General features: G+C 60.0%; 17 protein-coding genes. 7 read left to right on the top strand and 10 right to left on the bottom strand.

The features are described 5' to 3' along the window. The first annotated feature begins 20 nt into the window (after positions 1-20). Both AB5I78_RS07800 and AB5I78_RS07795 read left to right on the top strand, forming a co-directional pair. Positions 21-581 (top strand): glycine cleavage system protein R, encoded by a 561-nt coding sequence (locus AB5I78_RS07800; protein ID WP_003172487.1) that lies wholly within the window; start codon positions 21-23, stop codon positions 579-581. A 14-nt stretch (positions 582-595) separates the two neighbouring features. Further along, on the top strand, positions 596-1,069 hold the full coding sequence (locus AB5I78_RS07795; RefSeq protein WP_145162901.1) for a peroxiredoxin: 474 nt from the start codon (positions 596-598) through the stop codon (positions 1,067-1,069). A 36-nt stretch (positions 1,070-1,105) separates the two neighbouring features. On the opposite strand, the gene AB5I78_RS07790 is transcribed toward AB5I78_RS07795, so the two are convergent. Continuing rightward, positions 1,106-2,176, bottom strand: coding sequence for an AI-2E family transporter (locus AB5I78_RS07790; RefSeq protein WP_242194081.1), 1,071 nt, complete (start codon positions 2,174-2,176; stop codon positions 1,106-1,108). Positions 2,177-2,207: 31 nt separating this feature from the next. Next, positions 2,208-2,447, bottom strand: a complete 240-nt coding sequence (locus tag AB5I78_RS07785; protein WP_369300692.1) for a sulfurtransferase TusA family protein — start codon at positions 2,445-2,447, stop codon at positions 2,208-2,210. A 95-nt stretch (positions 2,448-2,542) separates the two neighbouring features. Between AB5I78_RS07785 and AB5I78_RS07780 the strand changes: the two genes are divergently transcribed. Beyond that, complete coding sequence (locus AB5I78_RS07780) at positions 2,543-3,976, top strand: M48 family metalloprotease (protein WP_200623290.1); 1,434 nt, start codon at positions 2,543-2,545, stop codon at positions 3,974-3,976. A gap of 55 nt (positions 3,977-4,031) precedes the next feature. Here AB5I78_RS07780 and AB5I78_RS07775 read toward each other — a convergent pair whose 3' ends face one another. The 4 genes from AB5I78_RS07775 to rpoE all read right to left on the bottom strand — a co-directional run bounded on the left by AB5I78_RS07775 (position 4,032) and on the right by rpoE (position 7,886). Further along, on the bottom strand, positions 4,032-5,471 hold the full coding sequence (locus AB5I78_RS07775) for a DegQ family serine endoprotease (protein ID WP_145162895.1): 1,440 nt from the start codon (positions 5,469-5,471) through the stop codon (positions 4,032-4,034). Positions 5,472-5,705: 234 nt separating this feature from the next. Next, positions 5,706-6,668 carry a MucB/RseB C-terminal domain-containing protein gene (locus tag AB5I78_RS07770; RefSeq protein ID WP_145162893.1) on the bottom strand — a complete coding sequence of 321 codons (963 nt, stop codon included), beginning with the start codon at positions 6,666-6,668 and terminating at the stop codon, positions 5,706-5,708. A 16-nt stretch (positions 6,669-6,684) separates the two neighbouring features. Further along, the gene (locus tag AB5I78_RS07765) at positions 6,685-7,272 is read right to left on the bottom strand and encodes a sigma-E factor negative regulatory protein (protein ID WP_003172479.1); all 588 of its coding nucleotides are present in this window, start codon (positions 7,270-7,272) and stop codon (positions 6,685-6,687) included. A gap of 32 nt (positions 7,273-7,304) precedes the next feature. Further along, positions 7,305-7,886 (bottom strand): RNA polymerase sigma factor RpoE, encoded by a 582-nt coding sequence (rpoE, locus tag AB5I78_RS07760; RefSeq protein WP_003172477.1) that lies wholly within the window; start codon positions 7,884-7,886, stop codon positions 7,305-7,307. A 463-nt stretch (positions 7,887-8,349) separates the two neighbouring features. Between rpoE and nadB the strand changes: the two genes are divergently transcribed. Next, positions 8,350-9,966 (top strand): L-aspartate oxidase, encoded by a 1,617-nt coding sequence (gene nadB / locus AB5I78_RS07755; protein ID WP_369300695.1) that lies wholly within the window; start codon positions 8,350-8,352, stop codon positions 9,964-9,966. On the opposite strand, the gene AB5I78_RS07750 is transcribed toward nadB, so the two are convergent. Both AB5I78_RS07750 and AB5I78_RS07745 read right to left on the bottom strand, forming a co-directional pair. Next, positions 9,935-10,381: a protein YgfX gene (locus tag AB5I78_RS07750; RefSeq protein WP_242194087.1), complete on the bottom strand. Its 447-nt coding sequence runs from the start codon at positions 10,379-10,381 to the stop codon at positions 9,935-9,937. The genes nadB and AB5I78_RS07750 overlap by 32 nt on opposite strands. Continuing rightward, positions 10,365-10,619, bottom strand: coding sequence for a succinate dehydrogenase assembly factor 2 (locus AB5I78_RS07745; RefSeq protein WP_014717362.1), 255 nt, complete (start codon positions 10,617-10,619; stop codon positions 10,365-10,367). The genes AB5I78_RS07750 and AB5I78_RS07745 overlap by 17 nt, the downstream gene beginning before the upstream one ends. Positions 10,620-10,759: 140 nt before the next feature. On the opposite strand from AB5I78_RS07745, the gene AB5I78_RS07740 reads away from it, so the two are divergent. After that, a complete protein-coding gene (locus AB5I78_RS07740; RefSeq protein WP_369300697.1) occupies positions 10,760-11,701 on the top strand; it encodes a folate-binding protein YgfZ in 942 nt (313 codons plus the stop codon). Between the two features lie 36 nt (positions 11,702-11,737). Beyond that, on the top strand, positions 11,738-12,559 hold the full coding sequence (locus AB5I78_RS07735) for an HDOD domain-containing protein (protein WP_369300698.1): 822 nt from the start codon (positions 11,738-11,740) through the stop codon (positions 12,557-12,559). Here AB5I78_RS07735 and AB5I78_RS07730 read toward each other — a convergent pair whose 3' ends face one another. Both AB5I78_RS07730 and AB5I78_RS07725 read right to left on the bottom strand, forming a co-directional pair. Next, the gene (locus tag AB5I78_RS07730) at positions 12,560-13,945 is read right to left on the bottom strand and encodes a sensor histidine kinase (protein ID WP_242194093.1); all 1,386 of its coding nucleotides are present in this window, start codon (positions 13,943-13,945) and stop codon (positions 12,560-12,562) included. Continuing rightward, positions 13,938-14,609 carry a response regulator gene (locus AB5I78_RS07725; RefSeq protein ID WP_083359659.1) on the bottom strand — a complete coding sequence of 224 codons (672 nt, stop codon included), beginning with the start codon at positions 14,607-14,609 and terminating at the stop codon, positions 13,938-13,940. The genes AB5I78_RS07730 and AB5I78_RS07725 overlap by 8 nt, the downstream gene beginning before the upstream one ends. A gap of 235 nt (positions 14,610-14,844) precedes the next feature. Here AB5I78_RS07725 and AB5I78_RS07720 point away from each other — a divergent pair, with 235 nt between their 5' ends. Further along, positions 14,845-16,137 carry an OprD family porin gene (locus tag AB5I78_RS07720; protein WP_369300700.1) on the top strand — a complete coding sequence of 431 codons (1,293 nt, stop codon included), beginning with the start codon at positions 14,845-14,847 and terminating at the stop codon, positions 16,135-16,137. Positions 16,138-16,158: the final 21 nt, after the last annotated feature.

Below are 16,158 nucleotides of genomic sequence, written 5' to 3'. Positions count from 1 at the left end.
ATCGTTTTTAGGAAGGCTGCATGTCCACCCCCACAGTTCGCGAACAATTCCTTGTTATCAGTGCCCTCGGCGCCAACCCCATGGAGCTGACCAACGTCCTGTGCCGCGCCAGCCATGAAAACCGCTGCGCCGTCGTAACCTCCCGCCTCACGCGCCATGGCGAGTGCAGCGCGCTGGTGCTGCAGATTTCCGGCACCTGGGACGCCCTGGCGCGTCTGGAAACCGGCCTGCCGGGCCTGGCCAAGAAGCATGACTTCACCGTCAACGTAGTGCGCAGCGCCGCACTGGAAAACCGCCCCCAGGCTCTGCCTTACGTGGCATACGTCAGCTCGGCTTACCGTTCGGACATCGTCAACGAACTGTGCCAGTTCTTTATCGACCACAACGTCGAGCTCGAGAACCTGACCTGCGACACCTATCAGGCGCCACAGACCGGCGGCACCATGCTCAACGCCACGTTTACCGTGACCTTGCCGGCGGGCGTGCAGATCAGTTGGTTGCGTGACCAGTTCCTGGATTTCGCCGATGCCCTGAACCTCGACGCCTTGATCGAGCCATGGCGCCCACAGAACCCAATGTAAGGAAGTATCTATCCATGCCGGTAGTCATCGATAAACCCGTGGCCGATTTCGAAGCCCAGGCCACCAGCGGCCAGACTTTCAGCCTCGCAGCCCTCAAGGGCAAGCAAGTGGTGATCTACTTCTATCCGAAAGACAGCACGCCGGGCTGCACCACCGAAGGCCAGGGCTTTCGGGACCAGTACGCAGCGTTCAAGGCCGCCAACACCGAGGTGTTTGGCGTTTCGCGCGACAGCGTGAAGTCCCACGAAAACTTCAAGGCCAAGCAGGAATTTCCCTTCGAGCTGATCAGCGACAAGGACGAAGCAGTTTGCCAGCTGTTTGATGTGATCAAACTGAAGAAGCTTTACGGCAAGGAATACCTGGGCGTTGATCGCAGCACCTTCTTGATCGACAAGGATGGCGTGCTGCGTCAGGAATGGCGTGGCGTGAAAGTGCCAGGGCATGTGGACGCCGTTTTGGCGGCGGCGCAGGCGCTGAGCAAGGCTTGAATCGTTGGGGCGAACACCGGGTGTTCGCCCCCATCGTTACAACAAAGGCGCCACCGCCGGTTCTTGCCGCGGCCACGCATCCAGTACGGCCTTGAACAGTGTCGCCAGGGGAATCGCAAAGAACACACCCCAAAACCCCCACAGCCCGCCAAACAACAACACCGCACAGATGATCGCAACCGGGTGCAGGTTGACAGCCTCCGAGAACAGCAACGGCACCAGTACGTTTCCGTCCAGGGTCTGGATAATGCCGTACACCGCCATCAGGTAGATGAACTGATCACTCCAGCCCCACTGGAACAGCGCAATCAACATCACCGGCACCGTTACCACCACCGCGCCGACGTAGGGCACCACCACCGACACACCCACCAGCAACGCCAGCAATGCCGCGTAGTTCAGGCCGAGTGCGACGAAAGCGATGTAGGTGACGCCCCCGCAGATGACGATCTCAATGACCTTGCCGCGGATGTAATTGGCAATCTGCCGGTTCATTTCCTCCGCCACCCGGGTAATCAGCGCTCGCTCACGCGGCAGGTAACCGCTTACCCAGCGGCCGATCATGGCGCGGTCCTTGAGAAAGAAGAACACCAGGATCGGCACCAGCACCAGGTAGATCATGATGTTGACCAGCAACGGCAGGCTCGACAGGGAAAAGGTCAACGCCCATTGCCCGAACTTTCCGATCTCGCCGCGCGCCACTTCGATGGCCTGCAGCACCTGCTCGTCCGACACCAGGTGCGGATAGCGTTCCGGCAACAGCAGCAACAGCGATTGCCACTTGGCGAGCATGCCCGGCAACTCGTTGAATAACGTGATCAGCTGATGCCACAGCAAGGGCAGCACCACCACGATGAACACCACCAACAACCCCATGAACAACGCAAACACTAACCCTACCGCGACCCCTCCCGGCAAACGCATACGCTCCAGCGTGGTGACCAGACCTTGCATCAGGTACGCCAACACCATCCCGGCCAGCACCGGTGCCAACATGCCGCCCAAGGTGAGTACGGCGGTAAAGGCCAGGAACAGCAGGACCGCCAGCACCACGGCTTCTTCATCGGAGAAGTAGCGCTGAATCCAGTCTCGTAACACTTTGAACATCAATCAACCTCGGGCGGTAGGGGCAAACGGTTCAGGCCTTGCGCAACCAATAGTGGTATACACCGGCGGCATCTTCTTCATGCAACAGGGTGTGGCCAGCCAACTTGGCAAACGTGCGGAAATCACGCTGGGAGCCTGCGTCCGTGGCGATCACCTTGAGCACTGCGCCGCTGGCCAATCGATTGAGTTCCAGCTTGGCCTTAAGCAACGGCAACGGGCAATTGAGGCCGCTGGCATCGAGTTCGGCATCAAAGGCTACAGCGTCGGTCATGGTTTTACTCCGGGCACGCGTTTGGGGTGCTTAGAATATCTGGTCCGAAGCTCAGTGTCCGGCTACAGTAAGCTCTTTGTCGAAAGGCTCTGTGCATGACTTTTTTGCGCCCTACCCTGCTGACGCTGGCCTGCCTGCTGGCCTCTCCGGGCTTCGCTGACGACCTGCCGTCACTTGGCGACGCCAGTTCTGCCATTGTCTCGCCACAACAGGAATACCAGTTGGGCCGTGCTTGGCTTGCCTACCTGCGCGGCCAGGTCTCGCAACTCAATGACCCACAACTCAAGGATTACGTGGAAACCAGCGTGTACAAGCTGGTGGAGACCAGTCAGGTCAATGACCGGCGCCTGGAGTTCATCCTGATCAACAGCCCACAACTCAACGCTTTTGCCGCCCCCGGTGGGATTGTCGGGGTCAACGGCGGTTTGTTCCTCAACGCGCAAACCGAAGGCGAATATGCTTCGGTACTCGCCCACGAATTGGCTCACTTGTCCCAGCGCCACTTCGCCCGCGGTGTGGAAGCGCAGTCGCGCATGCAGATCCCGATGATGGCCGCTTTGCTCGGCGGCATCATCGCTGCAGCAGCGGGTGCGGGTGATGCCGGCATTGCCGCGATTGCCGGCAGCCAGGCGGCAGCCATCCAGGAGCAACGTCGGTTCTCCCGTCAGAACGAACAAGAGGCTGACCGTATCGGCATTCTTAACCTGGAAAAAGCCGGTTACGACCCGCGCTCCATGCCGACCATGTTCGAACGGCTGATGCGTCAATATCGCTTCGACGCCAAGCCACCGGAGTTCCTGCTGACTCACCCGGTTACCGAATCACGGATCGCCGACACCCGTAACCGTGCCGAGCAAGCCAAACCCGGCGGCAAGGAAGACAGTCTGCGCTATCAACTGATTCGCGCGCGCGTGCAGTTGCAATACGAGGACACGCCCGGCCTTGCGGCCAAACGCTTCCAGGCGCAGTTGGACGAGAACCCTAAAAACGATGTGGCGCGCTATGGCCTGGCCATCGCCCAGATCAAGGGCACTCAACTCAAGGAAGCGCGGGAAACCCTCGCACCGCTGCTGGCCAAAGCGCCCAACGACATCACGTACAACTTGGCGCAAATCGAGCTGGACATCACCAACAACCGCTTGCCGGATGCCCAGCAACGCACTGACCGGATGCTCACCCAGTACCCCGGCAACTACCCGCTCAACCAGGTGCGCGTGGACTTGTTGCTTAAGCAGAACCGAACCGCCGATGCGGAGAAAGCGTTGGATGCCTTGCTCAAATCCCGTCCCGATGACCCCGACGTCTGGTACCAGGTCGCCGAGACACGCGGACTGTCCGGCAACATCATTGGCTTGCATCAAGCCCGCGCCGAGTACTTTGCATTGGTAGGCGACTTCCAGCAGGCCATTCAGCAACTGGATTTTGCCAAACGCCGGGCCGGCAACAACTTCCCGCTGTCGTCTCGTATCGACGCGCGCCAGCGTGAGCTGATCGAGCAGGAACGCTTGGTAAAAGGGATGATGAGCTAAATACATCGCCCACAAAAAAGCCCCGCTTTCGCGGGGCTTTTTATTGGCCTGGAAGTTACTCGGCCAGCTTGAAGGTAATGAAGCTCGCACGCCCTTGACGCAAGACACGCATCGACACCGAACGGTTCTTCGGCAGCGCCTTGGCGATGTCGGTGAACTGCTTGGTGGAGTCGATGGCCTGATTGTTCAGGTGAGTGATCACGTCACCTGGCTGCAGGCCAATCAGAGAGGCAGGGCCGTCCTGCACTTCCTTGATCACTACGCCGCTTTTAAGGTCGAAGCTTTTCTTCTGCTCATCAGTCAGCTCAGCCACGGCAATGCCCAGGCGATTGCTGCTGCGCTCGGCACCCGGTTTGGCGTTGCCCAGAGCGTCCAGGGTGGCGCCCTCTTCCGGGATCGCACCAACGGTCAGCTCAACGGTCTGGCGCTTGCCATCACGAATCACTTCCAGCTTGGCTTTGCTGCCGGCCTTGAGTGCACCGACCAAGTGCGGCAGGTCTGCCGACATGATGATCGGTTGGCCATTCATGCTCAGGATCACGTCACCGACTTGCAGGCCACCTTTGGCAGCCGGGCCGTCGTCCTGGATCTGGGCGACCAGGGCACCGGCCGGCTTATCGAGACCGAACGACTCAGCCAGGTCCTTGTTCACTTCCTGGATCACTACGCCCAACCAGCCACGGCTGACCTTGCCACCGCTCTTGAGCTGGTTGGAAACGTCCATGGCCACGTCAATCGGAATAGCAAAGGACACGCCCATGAAGCCGCCGGAGCGGGTATAAATCTGCGAGTTGATCCCGACCACTTCGCCCGCCAGGTTGAACAGCGGACCGCCGGAGTTACCCGGGTTGATCGGCACGTCGGTCTGGATGAATGGCACGTAGTTTTCATTTGGCAGGCTGCGACCAATGGCACTGACGATGCCCTGGGTGACGGTATGGTCGAAGCCGAACGGTGAACCGATCGCTACTACCCACTGGCCGGCTTTCAGGTCCTGGGATTTACCCAGTTTCAGTACCGGCAAATCTTTGCCGTCGATTTTCAGCAAGGCCACGTCGGAACGTGGGTCGGTGCCGATCAGCTTGGCTTTCAACTCACTGCGATCCGCCAGGCGCACAAGAATCTCGTCGGCGTCGGCAATCACGTGGTTGTTGGTGAGGATGTAGCCGTCAGGCGAGATGATGAAGCCCGAGCCCAAGGACTGTGCCTCACGCTGGCCACCGCCGCCGCCACGCGGGGAACGCTGTTGCGGCATGCCACGCTCGAAGAACTCGCGCAGCATTGGCGGCAGGCCTTCCAGATCGGGCATCTGCTGGTTCGAGACTTTGCGATCCGGCAGTTTTTGCGTGGTACTGATGTTCACCACGGCAGGCGAGGCCTGCTCCACCAGTTGGGTGAAGTCAGGCAATTCGGCCGCTTGCGCGGACACGGCCTGACCCAGCACCAGCACCGTGGCGACTATGGATAGGTAAGACTTCAAACGTGGTATCGACATACAGCTCCCGTTACGACGAGCAGGGTTGAGCGACAGGGTTCAAGAAACGCCGAAAAGTGCGACCGACATCTTTGTTCCGCGAACAAAACAAGGCCAGGGCCGACAAGCCCTGACCTATAAAAAACATGGGGATTTTTTGCAAGTGAAAATACTGATCCTGAAGTTTCATGCTTCCAGCCTCCAACCAAGCACAGGCTCACATTGAAAGGTCAGGATGAACATAGGATTAACAACTCACGGCTTTGCGGCAGCGGTTTTTTCACCGCGCACCGACAGCGCGATGCGTTCGGCAGTGCCGATGGGGATTTCGCCCACAACGGTCACCATCACTTCACCCTCTACCGTGTTCAAGCGGCGCGATACGGCAACGGTCGGGCCCAGCTGAGTACGGGTTTCGCTCACGCTGGCGCCATCGGTCGACTCAAGAAACACCGAAAAACGTGCCAGCCCATCGTCGTACATCAGGCTATCGACAGTAGACTTGGTCTGGGTATCTTTGCGTGCAGTACTGCTGGTGAGCTGAAACCCCGGAGGCAGCCAATCCAAGTGCCACGCATGGGTGGCGGGGATTTCAGGCGCCTTGCTATTGGCAAGCGCGATAGGTGCGCAATCACCGCTGGGCTGTAAGTCTCGGTCAGAGAGCGCGACCGACGTGTTCAGTCGAGTGAACTGGAAACGCTCCAACAATTGTCCCTGTTCATTAAGTAACAAGGATTTGAGCGGCAACGCAGTTTGACGATCAAGGTGCAACTCGAAACCATACCGATACTGATCGCGCGGCGTGATCGAGATAATCACCGCATTTCGACCGGCCACGCGAGATTTGCCAATGACGGCCAATTCGTAGAGTTGAGTGAGTTTTTGCGGATCAAGGGCGCGCGATGGCGCTTCGGGCGAATTACCCAGGCCGGCAACCAGAGCGCCACTGACGCATTGGGTTCGACCGTCTACCCGCACCAATTCCTGAGCTGATCCGTCGAGTTGCAAGAGCCGCTCACGGACATGCCCGTCTTGAATACGGTGCCAGATATCGTGGGTAGAAAAACTGCCGTTACGCTCGTAGACGAACGTACCTTCGAAGCTTTGCTGCTGCTCTGCACGCCCAAGTCGAGTCAGCCAGTCTTGGGCTTCGTCGGCATGGGCGGATAGTGCAAAACAACCACTGAGCAAAAGCGTAAGGAGCGGTATGGCGCGCATAGGGCTCCTTAACGGTTTAGCGGTTTTCCAGACTTGCTGCACGAGCGTATGGCAGAGCGCTTTCAGTGCCTTTCAAAGCCGATTCCTGTGCGTGTTGGCGCAGGTAGCCTGGAAGACGCTGATCCTGCCAGCCGGATTGCCCTTGAAGTACACCGTTAGCCATAGGGCCGGTGGTATCGGAGCTTTCCTTATAGCCGGCCAGCACTGCTGGACCTTTGACTTGCGGACCGGCCATGACCGGTTGCTGAGTCTGTTGGGCCAGTTCGGCACCGGCTATTTCGTCCTGGTTGTACAGGCGAACACCGGCCAGCACGGCAACAGTTACCGAAGCAGCTACTGCCAAACGACCCAGGCTACGCCATGGACCACGAGCAGCTTTTGCCGGAACGGCTTCATCAGCCAGCGCAGCAGAAACGGCCGCAGCAATATCCAGACGAGGGATTAGAAGATCCTTGTGCATCACCGCCCGAGCGACTTGGTAACGAGACCAGGTATCACGGGTTTCGGCATCATCAAATGCATTGAGCACTCGACGAAGTTCCAGTTCATCCGCTTCGTTATCCATCACTGCGGACAGCGATTCCTGCAGGGCATCACGACTCATGGCGGTTCCTCTCTTGGCTGTCGCCGCTGTCTTTAGTTTTCCTGCAACAACGGTTGCAAGGCTTTATCGATGGCTTCCCGGGCCCGGAAAATCCGTGACCTCACAGTCCCCACCGGACACTGCATGACGCTCGCAATGTCTTCGTAACTCAGACCATCGAATTCACGTAAAGTTAACGCCGTACGTAAATCTTCTGGAAGTTGCTGAATTGTGCGATGAACGGTGCCTTCGATCTCGTCGCGCAGCAATGCACGCTCCGGCGACTCGAGATCTTTGAGGCCGTGATCACCATCATAAAATTCTGCATCTTCTGAACTTACATCACTGTCTGGTGGGCGGCGGCCGCGAGACACCAGATAGTTCTTCGCCGTGTTAATGGCGATGCGGTATAGCCACGTATAAAACGCACTATCACCGCGGAAGTTGCCAAGTGCACGGTATGCCTTGATAAAGGCTTCCTGTGCAACGTCCTGCGCTTCATGGGTGTCGTGCACAAAACGCACGATCAACCCGAGAATTTTGTGCTGGTATTTCAGCACTAGCAGATCAAATGCTCGCTTGTCGCCGCGTTGAACGCGCTCGACCAGCTGCTGATCCTCTTCCTGGGTTAGCATGAACACTCCTCGTTGTACTTGGAGGAGGCTTGCATAACTAAACGATCAGGCTTGCAAACATAGACTCGGACTTTTCGCAAAAGTTCTCCCCCTCCAAGCAAGTTTCCGGCGCGCACTGATTTGGCACACACGAAAAACGCAGCACGGGCATTGCCGGCTGCGCGAATAATCTTGTCGCCGGTTTTCTGACGCGTCCAATGCTCCCGACGGGCCAATAAACTCAACGTTTTCCCAGCTTTCGGGCAACCTGCTATTGAGTCAGGGCTTATGCAAAAAGTTCCCGTCTCAATAACCAGCCGATTTTACCCAAGCTGCGCACCGTAATCTCACATTGCCACGAATGCCCGGCTATTGTGCCGCTCCCCCCCTCTATATACTAGTGGCCCGTGTGACCCTTTGATTCGCCGATCCAGGCGTCCTGTTCGCGCCACCCCTTTGGATCGCTTTTTGCGGAATCCTGCTAATGAGCCAACAGTTTCAACACGATGTCCTGGTGATCGGTAGTGGCGCGGCCGGCTTGAGCCTGGCGCTGACGCTCCCCAGCCACTTGCGCATTGCGGTGCTGAGCAAAGGCGATCTGGCCAACGGCTCGACATTCTGGGCCCAGGGCGGCGTCGCGGCAGTTCTGGACGACACTGACACCGTGCAATCCCACGTCGAAGACACTCTTAACGCTGGCGGCGGCCTGTGCAACGAAGACGCCGTACGCTTCACCGTCGAGCACAGCCGCGAAGCCATCCAATGGCTGATCGACCAGGGCGTGCCGTTCACCCGCGACGAGCATGCCGGCAGCGACGACGGCGGATTTGAATTCCACCTGACCCGCGAAGGCGGTCACAGCCACCGCCGCATCATCCATGCGGCGGACGCCACCGGTGCCGCCATTTTCAAAACCCTTCTCGAGCAGGCCCGCCAACGCCCCAACATCGAGCTGTTGGAACAACGGGTAGCCGTCGACCTGCTCACCGAAAAGCGCCTGGGCCTGGCAGGCGAACGCTGCCTCGGCGCCTACGTGCTCAACCGCGCCAGCGGCGAAGTCGACACCTACGGCGCGCGCTTCACCATTCTCGCCTCGGGCGGCGCGGCCAAGGTTTATCTCTATACCAGCAACCCCGACGGTGCCTGCGGCGATGGCATTGCCATGGCGTGGCGTTCGGGCTGCCGCGTCGCGAATCTGGAATTCAACCAGTTCCACCCCACCTGCCTTTATCACCCGCAGGCCAAGAGCTTCCTGATCACCGAAGCCCTGCGCGGTGAAGGTGCGCACCTGAAACTGCCAAATGGCGAGCGCTTCATGCAACGCTTCGACCCTCGCGCTGAGCTCGCGCCGCGGGATATTGTCGCCCGCGCCATCGACCACGAGATGAAGCGCCTGGGCATCGACTGCGTCTACCTGGACATCAGCCACAAGCCCGAAGCCTTCATCAAGGCCCATTTCCCCACCGTCTACGAGCGCTGCCTGGCGTTCAACATCGACATCACCCAAGGCCCGATCCCGGTAGTGCCGGCCGCGCACTACACCTGCGGCGGTGTGATGGTCGACCAACACGGCCGCACCGACGTGCCTGGCCTGTATGCGATAGGCGAAACCAGCTTCACCGGCCTGCACGGCGCCAACCGCATGGCCAGCAACTCGCTGCTCGAATGCTTCGTCTACGCCCGCTCCGCCGCCGCCGACATCCTCGAACAACTGCCCCGCATCCCGGTACCCGCCGCCCTGCCCCGCTGGGACGCCAGCCAGGTCACCGACTCGGACGAAGACGTCATCATCGCCCACAACTGGGACGAGCTGCGCCGCTTCATGTGGGACTACGTGGGGATCGTGCGCACCAACAAGCGCCTGCAACGCGCTCAACACCGCGTGCGGTTGCTGTTGGACGAGATCGACGAGTTCTACAGCAACTATAAAGTCAGCCGTGACCTGATCGAATTGCGCAACCTGGCGCAGGTGGCGGAACTGATGATCCGCTCTGCCATGGCGCGCAAGGAGAGCCGCGGCCTGCACTACACCCTCGACTACCCGCAGATGCTGCCCGAGGCCCGTGACACTATTCTGGTGCCAGCCACCTACGGCGGCTGAACTTCAAGCGAACCCGCAGGCGCCGATGCACGTCGGCAGCCTGCGCGTCCCTGGGCACGCAGATCGAACGCACCCGCCATTCTCCCTGCACCCGATAGCGCAGCACCACGATCAACGGTAATGCCAGGCTGTCGGGACGCAGTTGCACAGGGTGCCAGCCGCGCTCATCACAGAATAGCTGCCAGCCGTCTTCATCGCGGCGTAGGCCACGAATCGACGAACGGTGGTTCAACAGGATATGACGCGGCAAAACCCACACGGCGTGAGCCAGACACAACAGAATGCCGAGGCCGTAGAACGGTAGATCCCCAAGCAGCAAGGCGCCCAACGCGAACAGCTGGGCAAGCAGATAGGCCGCCAGCAATAGCCGTGAGGCCTGCCAGCGGCATTCGAAGCGATTACTTGGGCTGGACACGATCCAGAATCATCCGAACCATGCGCTGCAGCTCCGGATCTTCAGATTCGGCGCGCTCCATGAACCAGCCGAACATGTCCTGATCTTCGCAAGTCAGCAGCCTGACGTAGAGGTCGCGGTCCACCTGATTGAGCGTCGCGTACACCTCTTTGGTGAAAGGCACCAGCAACACATCCAACTCCAGCATGCCGCGACGGCTGTGCCAGTAGAGGCGATTGATTTCTACATCTTCGACCATGGAGCGCTCCTCAAATAGAGCGCAAGTATACAGGCCCGACAGCACCGGACCAGTCGGCTTTGGTCGCACCATACGGAAACTATCCATTTGCCGGACGCCCCTCTATGATGCACCCATGACTTTTTGACCTGCGATGACCCATGGCTGACTCCGCTTTTTTTTGCCCCTTGTCACACGAAGGCGTTCTTGCCGTCCGCGGCGCCGACGCTGCCAAGTTCCTGCAAGGGCAACTGACCTGCAACCTCAATTACCTGAGTGACACCCAGGCGAGCCTCGGCGCTCGCTGCACGCAAAAAGGCCGTATGCAGTCGAGCTTTCGCATCCTGCTGCAAGGCGACGGCGTGCTCCTGGCCATGGCCAGCGAACTGCTCGAACCGCAACTGGCAGATTTAAAAAAATACGCGGTGTTCTCCAAATCCAAACTCACCGACGAAAGCGCCGCCTGGGTGCGTTTCGGCCTGTCGAACGCGGATCAGGCCCTCGCCTCCCTTGGCCTTGAGCTGCCTGCCGAAACCGACAGCGTAACGCGCAGCGACACATTGATCGCCATTCGCGTCTCCCCTGGCCGCAGCGAACTCTGGGTGCCCGTCGAACACGCCGAAACCGTGCGCGCTCAGCTGGCCACACAGCTGCAACCTGCTGACTTGAATCAATGGCTGCTGGGCCAGATCCGCGCCGGCATCGGCCAGGTCATGCCTCAGACCCGCGAACTGTTTATCCCGCAGATGCTCAACCTGCAGGCCGTCGGCGGCGTCAGCTTCAAGAAAGGCTGCTACACCGGCCAGGAAATCGTCGCGCGCATGCAATACCTGGGCAAACTCAAGCGTCGCCTGTATCGCTTGAGCCTTGATGCAACCGAATTGCCCGAGCCAGGCACCCCGCTGTTCGCGCCCAGCCACAACAGTGCTATCGGTGAGGTGGTGATTGCAGCAAAAGCTGACCAATGCGTGGAACTTCTGGCCGTGCTGCAGGCCGAAGCTGCCGACAGTGGCGATGTGCACTTAGGCACCCTGGAAGGCCCGGGCTTGCAGTTGCTCGATCTGCCTTACCAACTGGATCGCGATAAAGAGATCCAGCGTTAATCGCCGCACTTTTTTGCAGCACCCTAGAGAACATGAATGAACAAGCTGGCGGAAAAAGTCCAACAGGCTTTAGTGACGGCCATCGACAACGATGACCTGGTTCTGCCGACATTACCGGAAGTGGCCCTGAACATACGTCAGGCCGCCGAAGACCCGGAAATCAGCATCAGCCACTTGAGCAAAGTGATCGCTCGCGACACCGCCCTGTCGGCACGCCTGATCAAAGTGGTCAACAGCCCGCTGATGCGCGCGACCCAGGAAGTCACCGACCTGCATACCGCCATCACCCGGCTGGGCACCAACTACAGCAGCAACCTGGCCATTGGCCTGGTGATGGAGCAGATCTTCCACGCCCGCTCCGAAGTCGTCGATTTGAAAATGCGCGAAGTGTGGCGCCGCAGCCTGGAAGTAGCAGGTGTGAGCTATGCCTTGTGCCGCAGCCACAGCCAGCTGAAACCTGACCAGGCAGCGCTCGGCGGTCTGGTGCATCAGATTGGCGTGCTGCCGATCCTCGCCTATGCCGAAGACCGTTACGAATTGCTCTCCGACCCGGTCAGCCTCAACCATGTGATAGAGAGCATTCACCCGCTGTTGGGCGACAAACTGCTGGGTGACTGGGATTTTCCGGAGATGCTCGCGAAGCTGCCAGGGCAATACCTGGACCTGGAACGCGACTCCGCGAGCCTGGACTACATCGACCTGGTGCAAGTCGCCGTGCTGTATTGCCACCGGGGCACCGATCATCCGCTGGCGAATGTATCGGTTGCCAGCCTGCCGGCGATCCAGAAGCTGCGCGTCGACCTCTACAGCAATGCCCTGCGTGCCGAGCTGGAAGAAGCGCGCTCGATGTTTTACTGATCAACCCGCGATAAAACTCACGCGCACCTTCAATCCCGCCAACTCGCCGTCATGCAGACTGATCTGCGCCAAGTGTGCGCGGCAGATCTCACCGACAATCGCCAGCCCCAAACCTGAGCCCATGCCCTGTTGGCTGCGGCGGTAGAAACGCTCGAATACCCGGTCCCGCTCATCCAGCGGGATGCCCGGGCCATCATCTTCCACCTCCAGGATCGCGGGCGCCGTGACCCGCAAAATCACGTTGCCTCCGGGCGGTGTGTGGGCCAGGGCGTTATCGACCAGGTTGCTCAGCAACTCGTTCAACAAGGTCGGCTCGCCCCGCAGCCACACCGGCTCATCCGCCTCCAACGCCAGCGCAACGCCGCGCGCATGCGCCAGCGGCGCCATGGCCATGCCCAATTCCCGCGCCAGTTGGCTGAGGTCGAGCAATTGCGCCCCGCCTTCGGCAATCGCCCGCGCGCCGTTTTCAATGCGTGCCAGCGACAGCAGTTGGTTGGCCAAATGGGTGAGGCGGTCGGTGCCTTGGGCGGCGGTTTCCAGGGTGCTGCGCCACGTCGCCGGGGCGTCGCTGCGCAGGCCGAGTTCCAAACGCGCCTTCAGTGCCGCCAGCGGGGTGCGCAATTCGTGGGCGGCGTCGGCGATAAACTGCGCCTGGCGCTCGAACTGGCCGCGCAGGCGCTCGGTGAAGTGATTGAGGGAGCGCACCAGGGGACCGAACTCATGCTGCACTTCAACCAACGGCAATGGCCGTAAGTCGTCGGGCTGACGCTCCTCCACGGCAGTGCGCAAGCGCTCCAGCGGACGCAGCGCCGCGCTGACGGCAAACCACACCAGCAGCAATGCGCCGACGGCCAACATCCCAAGGCGCAGCAAGGTGTCGGCCAGCAGGCTACGGGCCATGCTTTCGCGCGCTTCATCGGTTTCTGCAACGCGAATTTCGGCCATGCCATTCATGTTCGGTTCGGAGACAGCCTTGAGCAAACTCACCACGCGTACGTGCTGGCCCTGGTAGGTGGCGTTGTAAAACCGCGCCAGCGCCGGGTAGTCGTCCGTGCGCGGCGTGCCCGGCGGCGGGCCGGGGAGGTTTTCGTAACCGGAGATCAGCTTGCGATCAATGTCATTGACCTGATAGTAAATACGCCCGGCGCTGTCGTAGGCAAAGGTGTCCAGCGCCACATAAGGCACATTCGCGCTCAGTGTGCCGTCCACCTGGGTCAATCCGGCGGCGATGGTGCGCGCAGACGCCAGCAAGGTGCGGTCGTAAGCGGTGTCGGCGGCTTCGCGCCCATTCCAGTAGGCGCTCATGCCGCTGGCGAGCATCAATACCACCAGCAACAGCGCCAGGTTCCACAGCAGGCGCCAGCGCAGGCTGCTGGGCTTATGCATCGCGGGCTTCCAGCAGATAGCCAAGGCCACGGAAAGTCACGATGGCGATAGGCTGGCCGTCGAGCTTCTTGCGCAGGCGGTGCACGTAGATTTCGATGGCGTCGGGGCTGGCCTCTTCATCCAGGCCGAACACCTGCGACGCCAATTGCTCCTTGCTCATTACCCGACCAGGGCGTGCGATCAGCGCTTCCAACACCGCTTGCTCGCGGGAAGTCAACGTCAGCAGTTCACCACCCACGGTGAAACGCCGGGTATCGAGGTCGTAGACCAGCACGCCGCACGCTTGCTGGCGCTCACCCCCCAAGACGCTGCGGCGCAACAGCGCTTTGACCCGCGCTTCCAGCTCGGTCAACTCAAATGGCTTGGCAAGGTAGTCATCGGCGCCCAGGTTCAGGCCGTGCACGCGGTCTTTCACATCACTGCGCGCCGTCAACATCAACACAGGCAGATTTTTCCCACGCGCGCGCAGACGCGCCAACACTTCAAAACCGTCCATGCGCGGCAGCCCCACGTCGAGGATCACCACCGCATATTCCTCGCTGTTCAAGGCCAGGTCCGCGGCCACGCCATCGTGCAACACGTCGACAGTCAAACCCGTGCTCTTGAGCGCCTGGGCGACACTTTCGGCGAGTTGCAAATGGTCTTCAACCAGGAGGACACGCATGGATTTTCACCTCATTCGGGCATGGTCGACGCCACGCTTTGCGGGGCAGTTTACAGGCGCCACCTGCCCTGTGAAGCCCGAAAACATTGAAAGGCAACTGAAAGGTTAGTGAAAGCTTCGCCCTTTAGCATCCAGCCACGGTGGGTCATGCCCGCCGAGCTACCTGATCCGTAGCGCCAGAAAAACGCCTCGAAGCGTTTTCGCAAAAATAAGAACAATAACGGAGTACACAACGATGCTGTCGACACAGCCACAGGCTTGCCCGCCTGTTCGTTTTTCTCGCCTTGCCCAGACCGCCCTTGCCAGTGCCACCGCCCTTGCCGGCTTTTCACCACTGAGCCAGGCTGCCTTCTTTGAAGACAGCAGCGCCACCCTTGAAACCCGCAATATGTACTTCAACCGCGACTTTCGCGACGGTACCAGTGCCCAGCAATCCAAGCGTGACGAATGGGCCCAGGGGTTCATGCTCAACCTGCAATCGGGCTACACCGATGGCACTGTCGGGTTTGGCGTGGATGCGTTGGGCATGCTTGGAGTCAAGCTCGACTCCAGCCCCGACCGCACCGGCACCGGCCTGTTGCCGACCCACGACGACGGCCGCGCCGCCAACGAATACTCCAAGCTGGGCCTGACCGGCAAAGTGAAGATCTCCGCCACCGAACTGAAAATCGGCGCGCTGATCCCCGAACTGCCGATCCTCAAGCCCAACGACGGGCGCATCCTGCCGCAGACCTTCAACGGCAGCCTGCTGACCTCCAAAGAATTCAAGAACCTGGTGTTCACCGGCGGCCGTCTGGACAAGGCCAAGGACCGTGACGACACCAGCTACGAAGACATCGCCCTCAACAACAAAAACAGCCGCTTCGTCAGCGGCGCCACTGACAAGCACTTCAACTTCGGCGGCGTGGACTACACGTTTGCCGACAAGATCACCGGCAGCTACCACTTCGCCCAGCTCGACGACGTGTACCGCCAGCACTTCCTGGGCCTTGTGGCCTCACGCCCAGTGGGCCCCGGCACTTTCGGCGCCGACCTGCGCCTGGCCATCAGTGATGACACCGGCAGCGCCCGCGGCGGCAACATCGACAACACATCCCTCAACGGCCTGTTCAGCTATGCCCTCAATGGCCATAAGCTCAGCGCCGGCTACCAGCACATGTCCGGCGACAGCGCCTTTCCCTACGTGGATGGCAGCGACCCGTACCTGGTCAACTTCGTACAGATCAACGACTTTGCCGGCGCACAAGAGCGCTCCTGGCAGGCGCGCTACGACTATGACTTCGCCAAGTTGGGCATTCCCGGCCTGAGTTTCATGAGCCGTTACCTGTCGGGTGACAACATCAGGCTTCGCAACGGCGAGACCGGCAAGGAGTGGGAGCGCAACAGCGAGATCCGCTACGTGGTGCAAAGCGGCACGCTCAAGGATGTCGCCCTGCGCCTGCGTAACGCCACCTACCGCTCCAACTATTCGGCACGTGATGCCGACGAAGTGCGCGTGCTGGTGAGCTACAGCATTGCGCTTTGGTAGTCGCAACTCATAACAACAACG

Origin of the sequence: Pseudomonas sp. N2-3-1-14 (genome assembly GCF_041228395.1) — a bacterium.
GTDB lineage: Bacteria > Pseudomonadota > Gammaproteobacteria > Pseudomonadales > Pseudomonadaceae > Aquipseudomonas.
This window is presented reverse-complemented; position numbering and strand designations above follow the sequence as displayed.

Excerpts from the sequence above, each read along its gene's own strand:
- AB5I78_RS07780 (WP_200623290.1), top strand. The coding sequence starts at position 2,543 with ATGACTTTTTTGCGCCCTACCCTGCTGACGCTGGCCTGCCTGCTGGCC.
- AB5I78_RS07785 (WP_369300692.1), bottom strand. The coding sequence starts at position 2,447 with ATGACCGACGCTGTAGCCTTTGATGCCGAACTCGATGCCAGCGGCCTC.
- rpoE (WP_003172477.1), bottom strand. The coding sequence starts at position 7,886 with ATGCTAACCCAGGAAGAGGATCAGCAGCTGGTCGAGCGCGTTCAACGC.
- nadB (WP_369300695.1), top strand. The coding sequence starts at position 8,350 with ATGAGCCAACAGTTTCAACACGATGTCCTGGTGATCGGTAGTGGCGCG.
- AB5I78_RS07775 (WP_145162895.1), bottom strand. The coding sequence starts at position 5,471 with ATGTCGATACCACGTTTGAAGTCTTACCTATCCATAGTCGCCACGGTG.
- AB5I78_RS07800 (WP_003172487.1), top strand. The coding sequence starts at position 21 with ATGTCCACCCCCACAGTTCGCGAACAATTCCTTGTTATCAGTGCCCTC.
- AB5I78_RS07735 (WP_369300698.1), top strand. The coding sequence starts at position 11,738 with ATGAACAAGCTGGCGGAAAAAGTCCAACAGGCTTTAGTGACGGCCATC.
- AB5I78_RS07725 (WP_083359659.1), bottom strand. The coding sequence starts at position 14,609 with ATGCGTGTCCTCCTGGTTGAAGACCATTTGCAACTCGCCGAAAGTGTC.
- AB5I78_RS07730 (WP_242194093.1), bottom strand. The coding sequence starts at position 13,945 with ATGCATAAGCCCAGCAGCCTGCGCTGGCGCCTGCTGTGGAACCTGGCG.
- AB5I78_RS07795 (WP_145162901.1), top strand. The coding sequence starts at position 596 with ATGCCGGTAGTCATCGATAAACCCGTGGCCGATTTCGAAGCCCAGGCC.
- AB5I78_RS07740 (WP_369300697.1), top strand. The coding sequence starts at position 10,760 with ATGGCTGACTCCGCTTTTTTTTGCCCCTTGTCACACGAAGGCGTTCTT.
- AB5I78_RS07770 (WP_145162893.1), bottom strand. The coding sequence starts at position 6,668 with ATGCGCGCCATACCGCTCCTTACGCTTTTGCTCAGTGGTTGTTTTGCA.
- AB5I78_RS07720 (WP_369300700.1), top strand. The coding sequence starts at position 14,845 with ATGCTGTCGACACAGCCACAGGCTTGCCCGCCTGTTCGTTTTTCTCGC.
- AB5I78_RS07765 (WP_003172479.1), bottom strand. The coding sequence starts at position 7,272 with ATGAGTCGTGATGCCCTGCAGGAATCGCTGTCCGCAGTGATGGATAAC.
- AB5I78_RS07790 (WP_242194081.1), bottom strand. The coding sequence starts at position 2,176 with ATGTTCAAAGTGTTACGAGACTGGATTCAGCGCTACTTCTCCGATGAA.
- AB5I78_RS07745 (WP_014717362.1), bottom strand. The coding sequence starts at position 10,619 with ATGGTCGAAGATGTAGAAATCAATCGCCTCTACTGGCACAGCCGTCGC.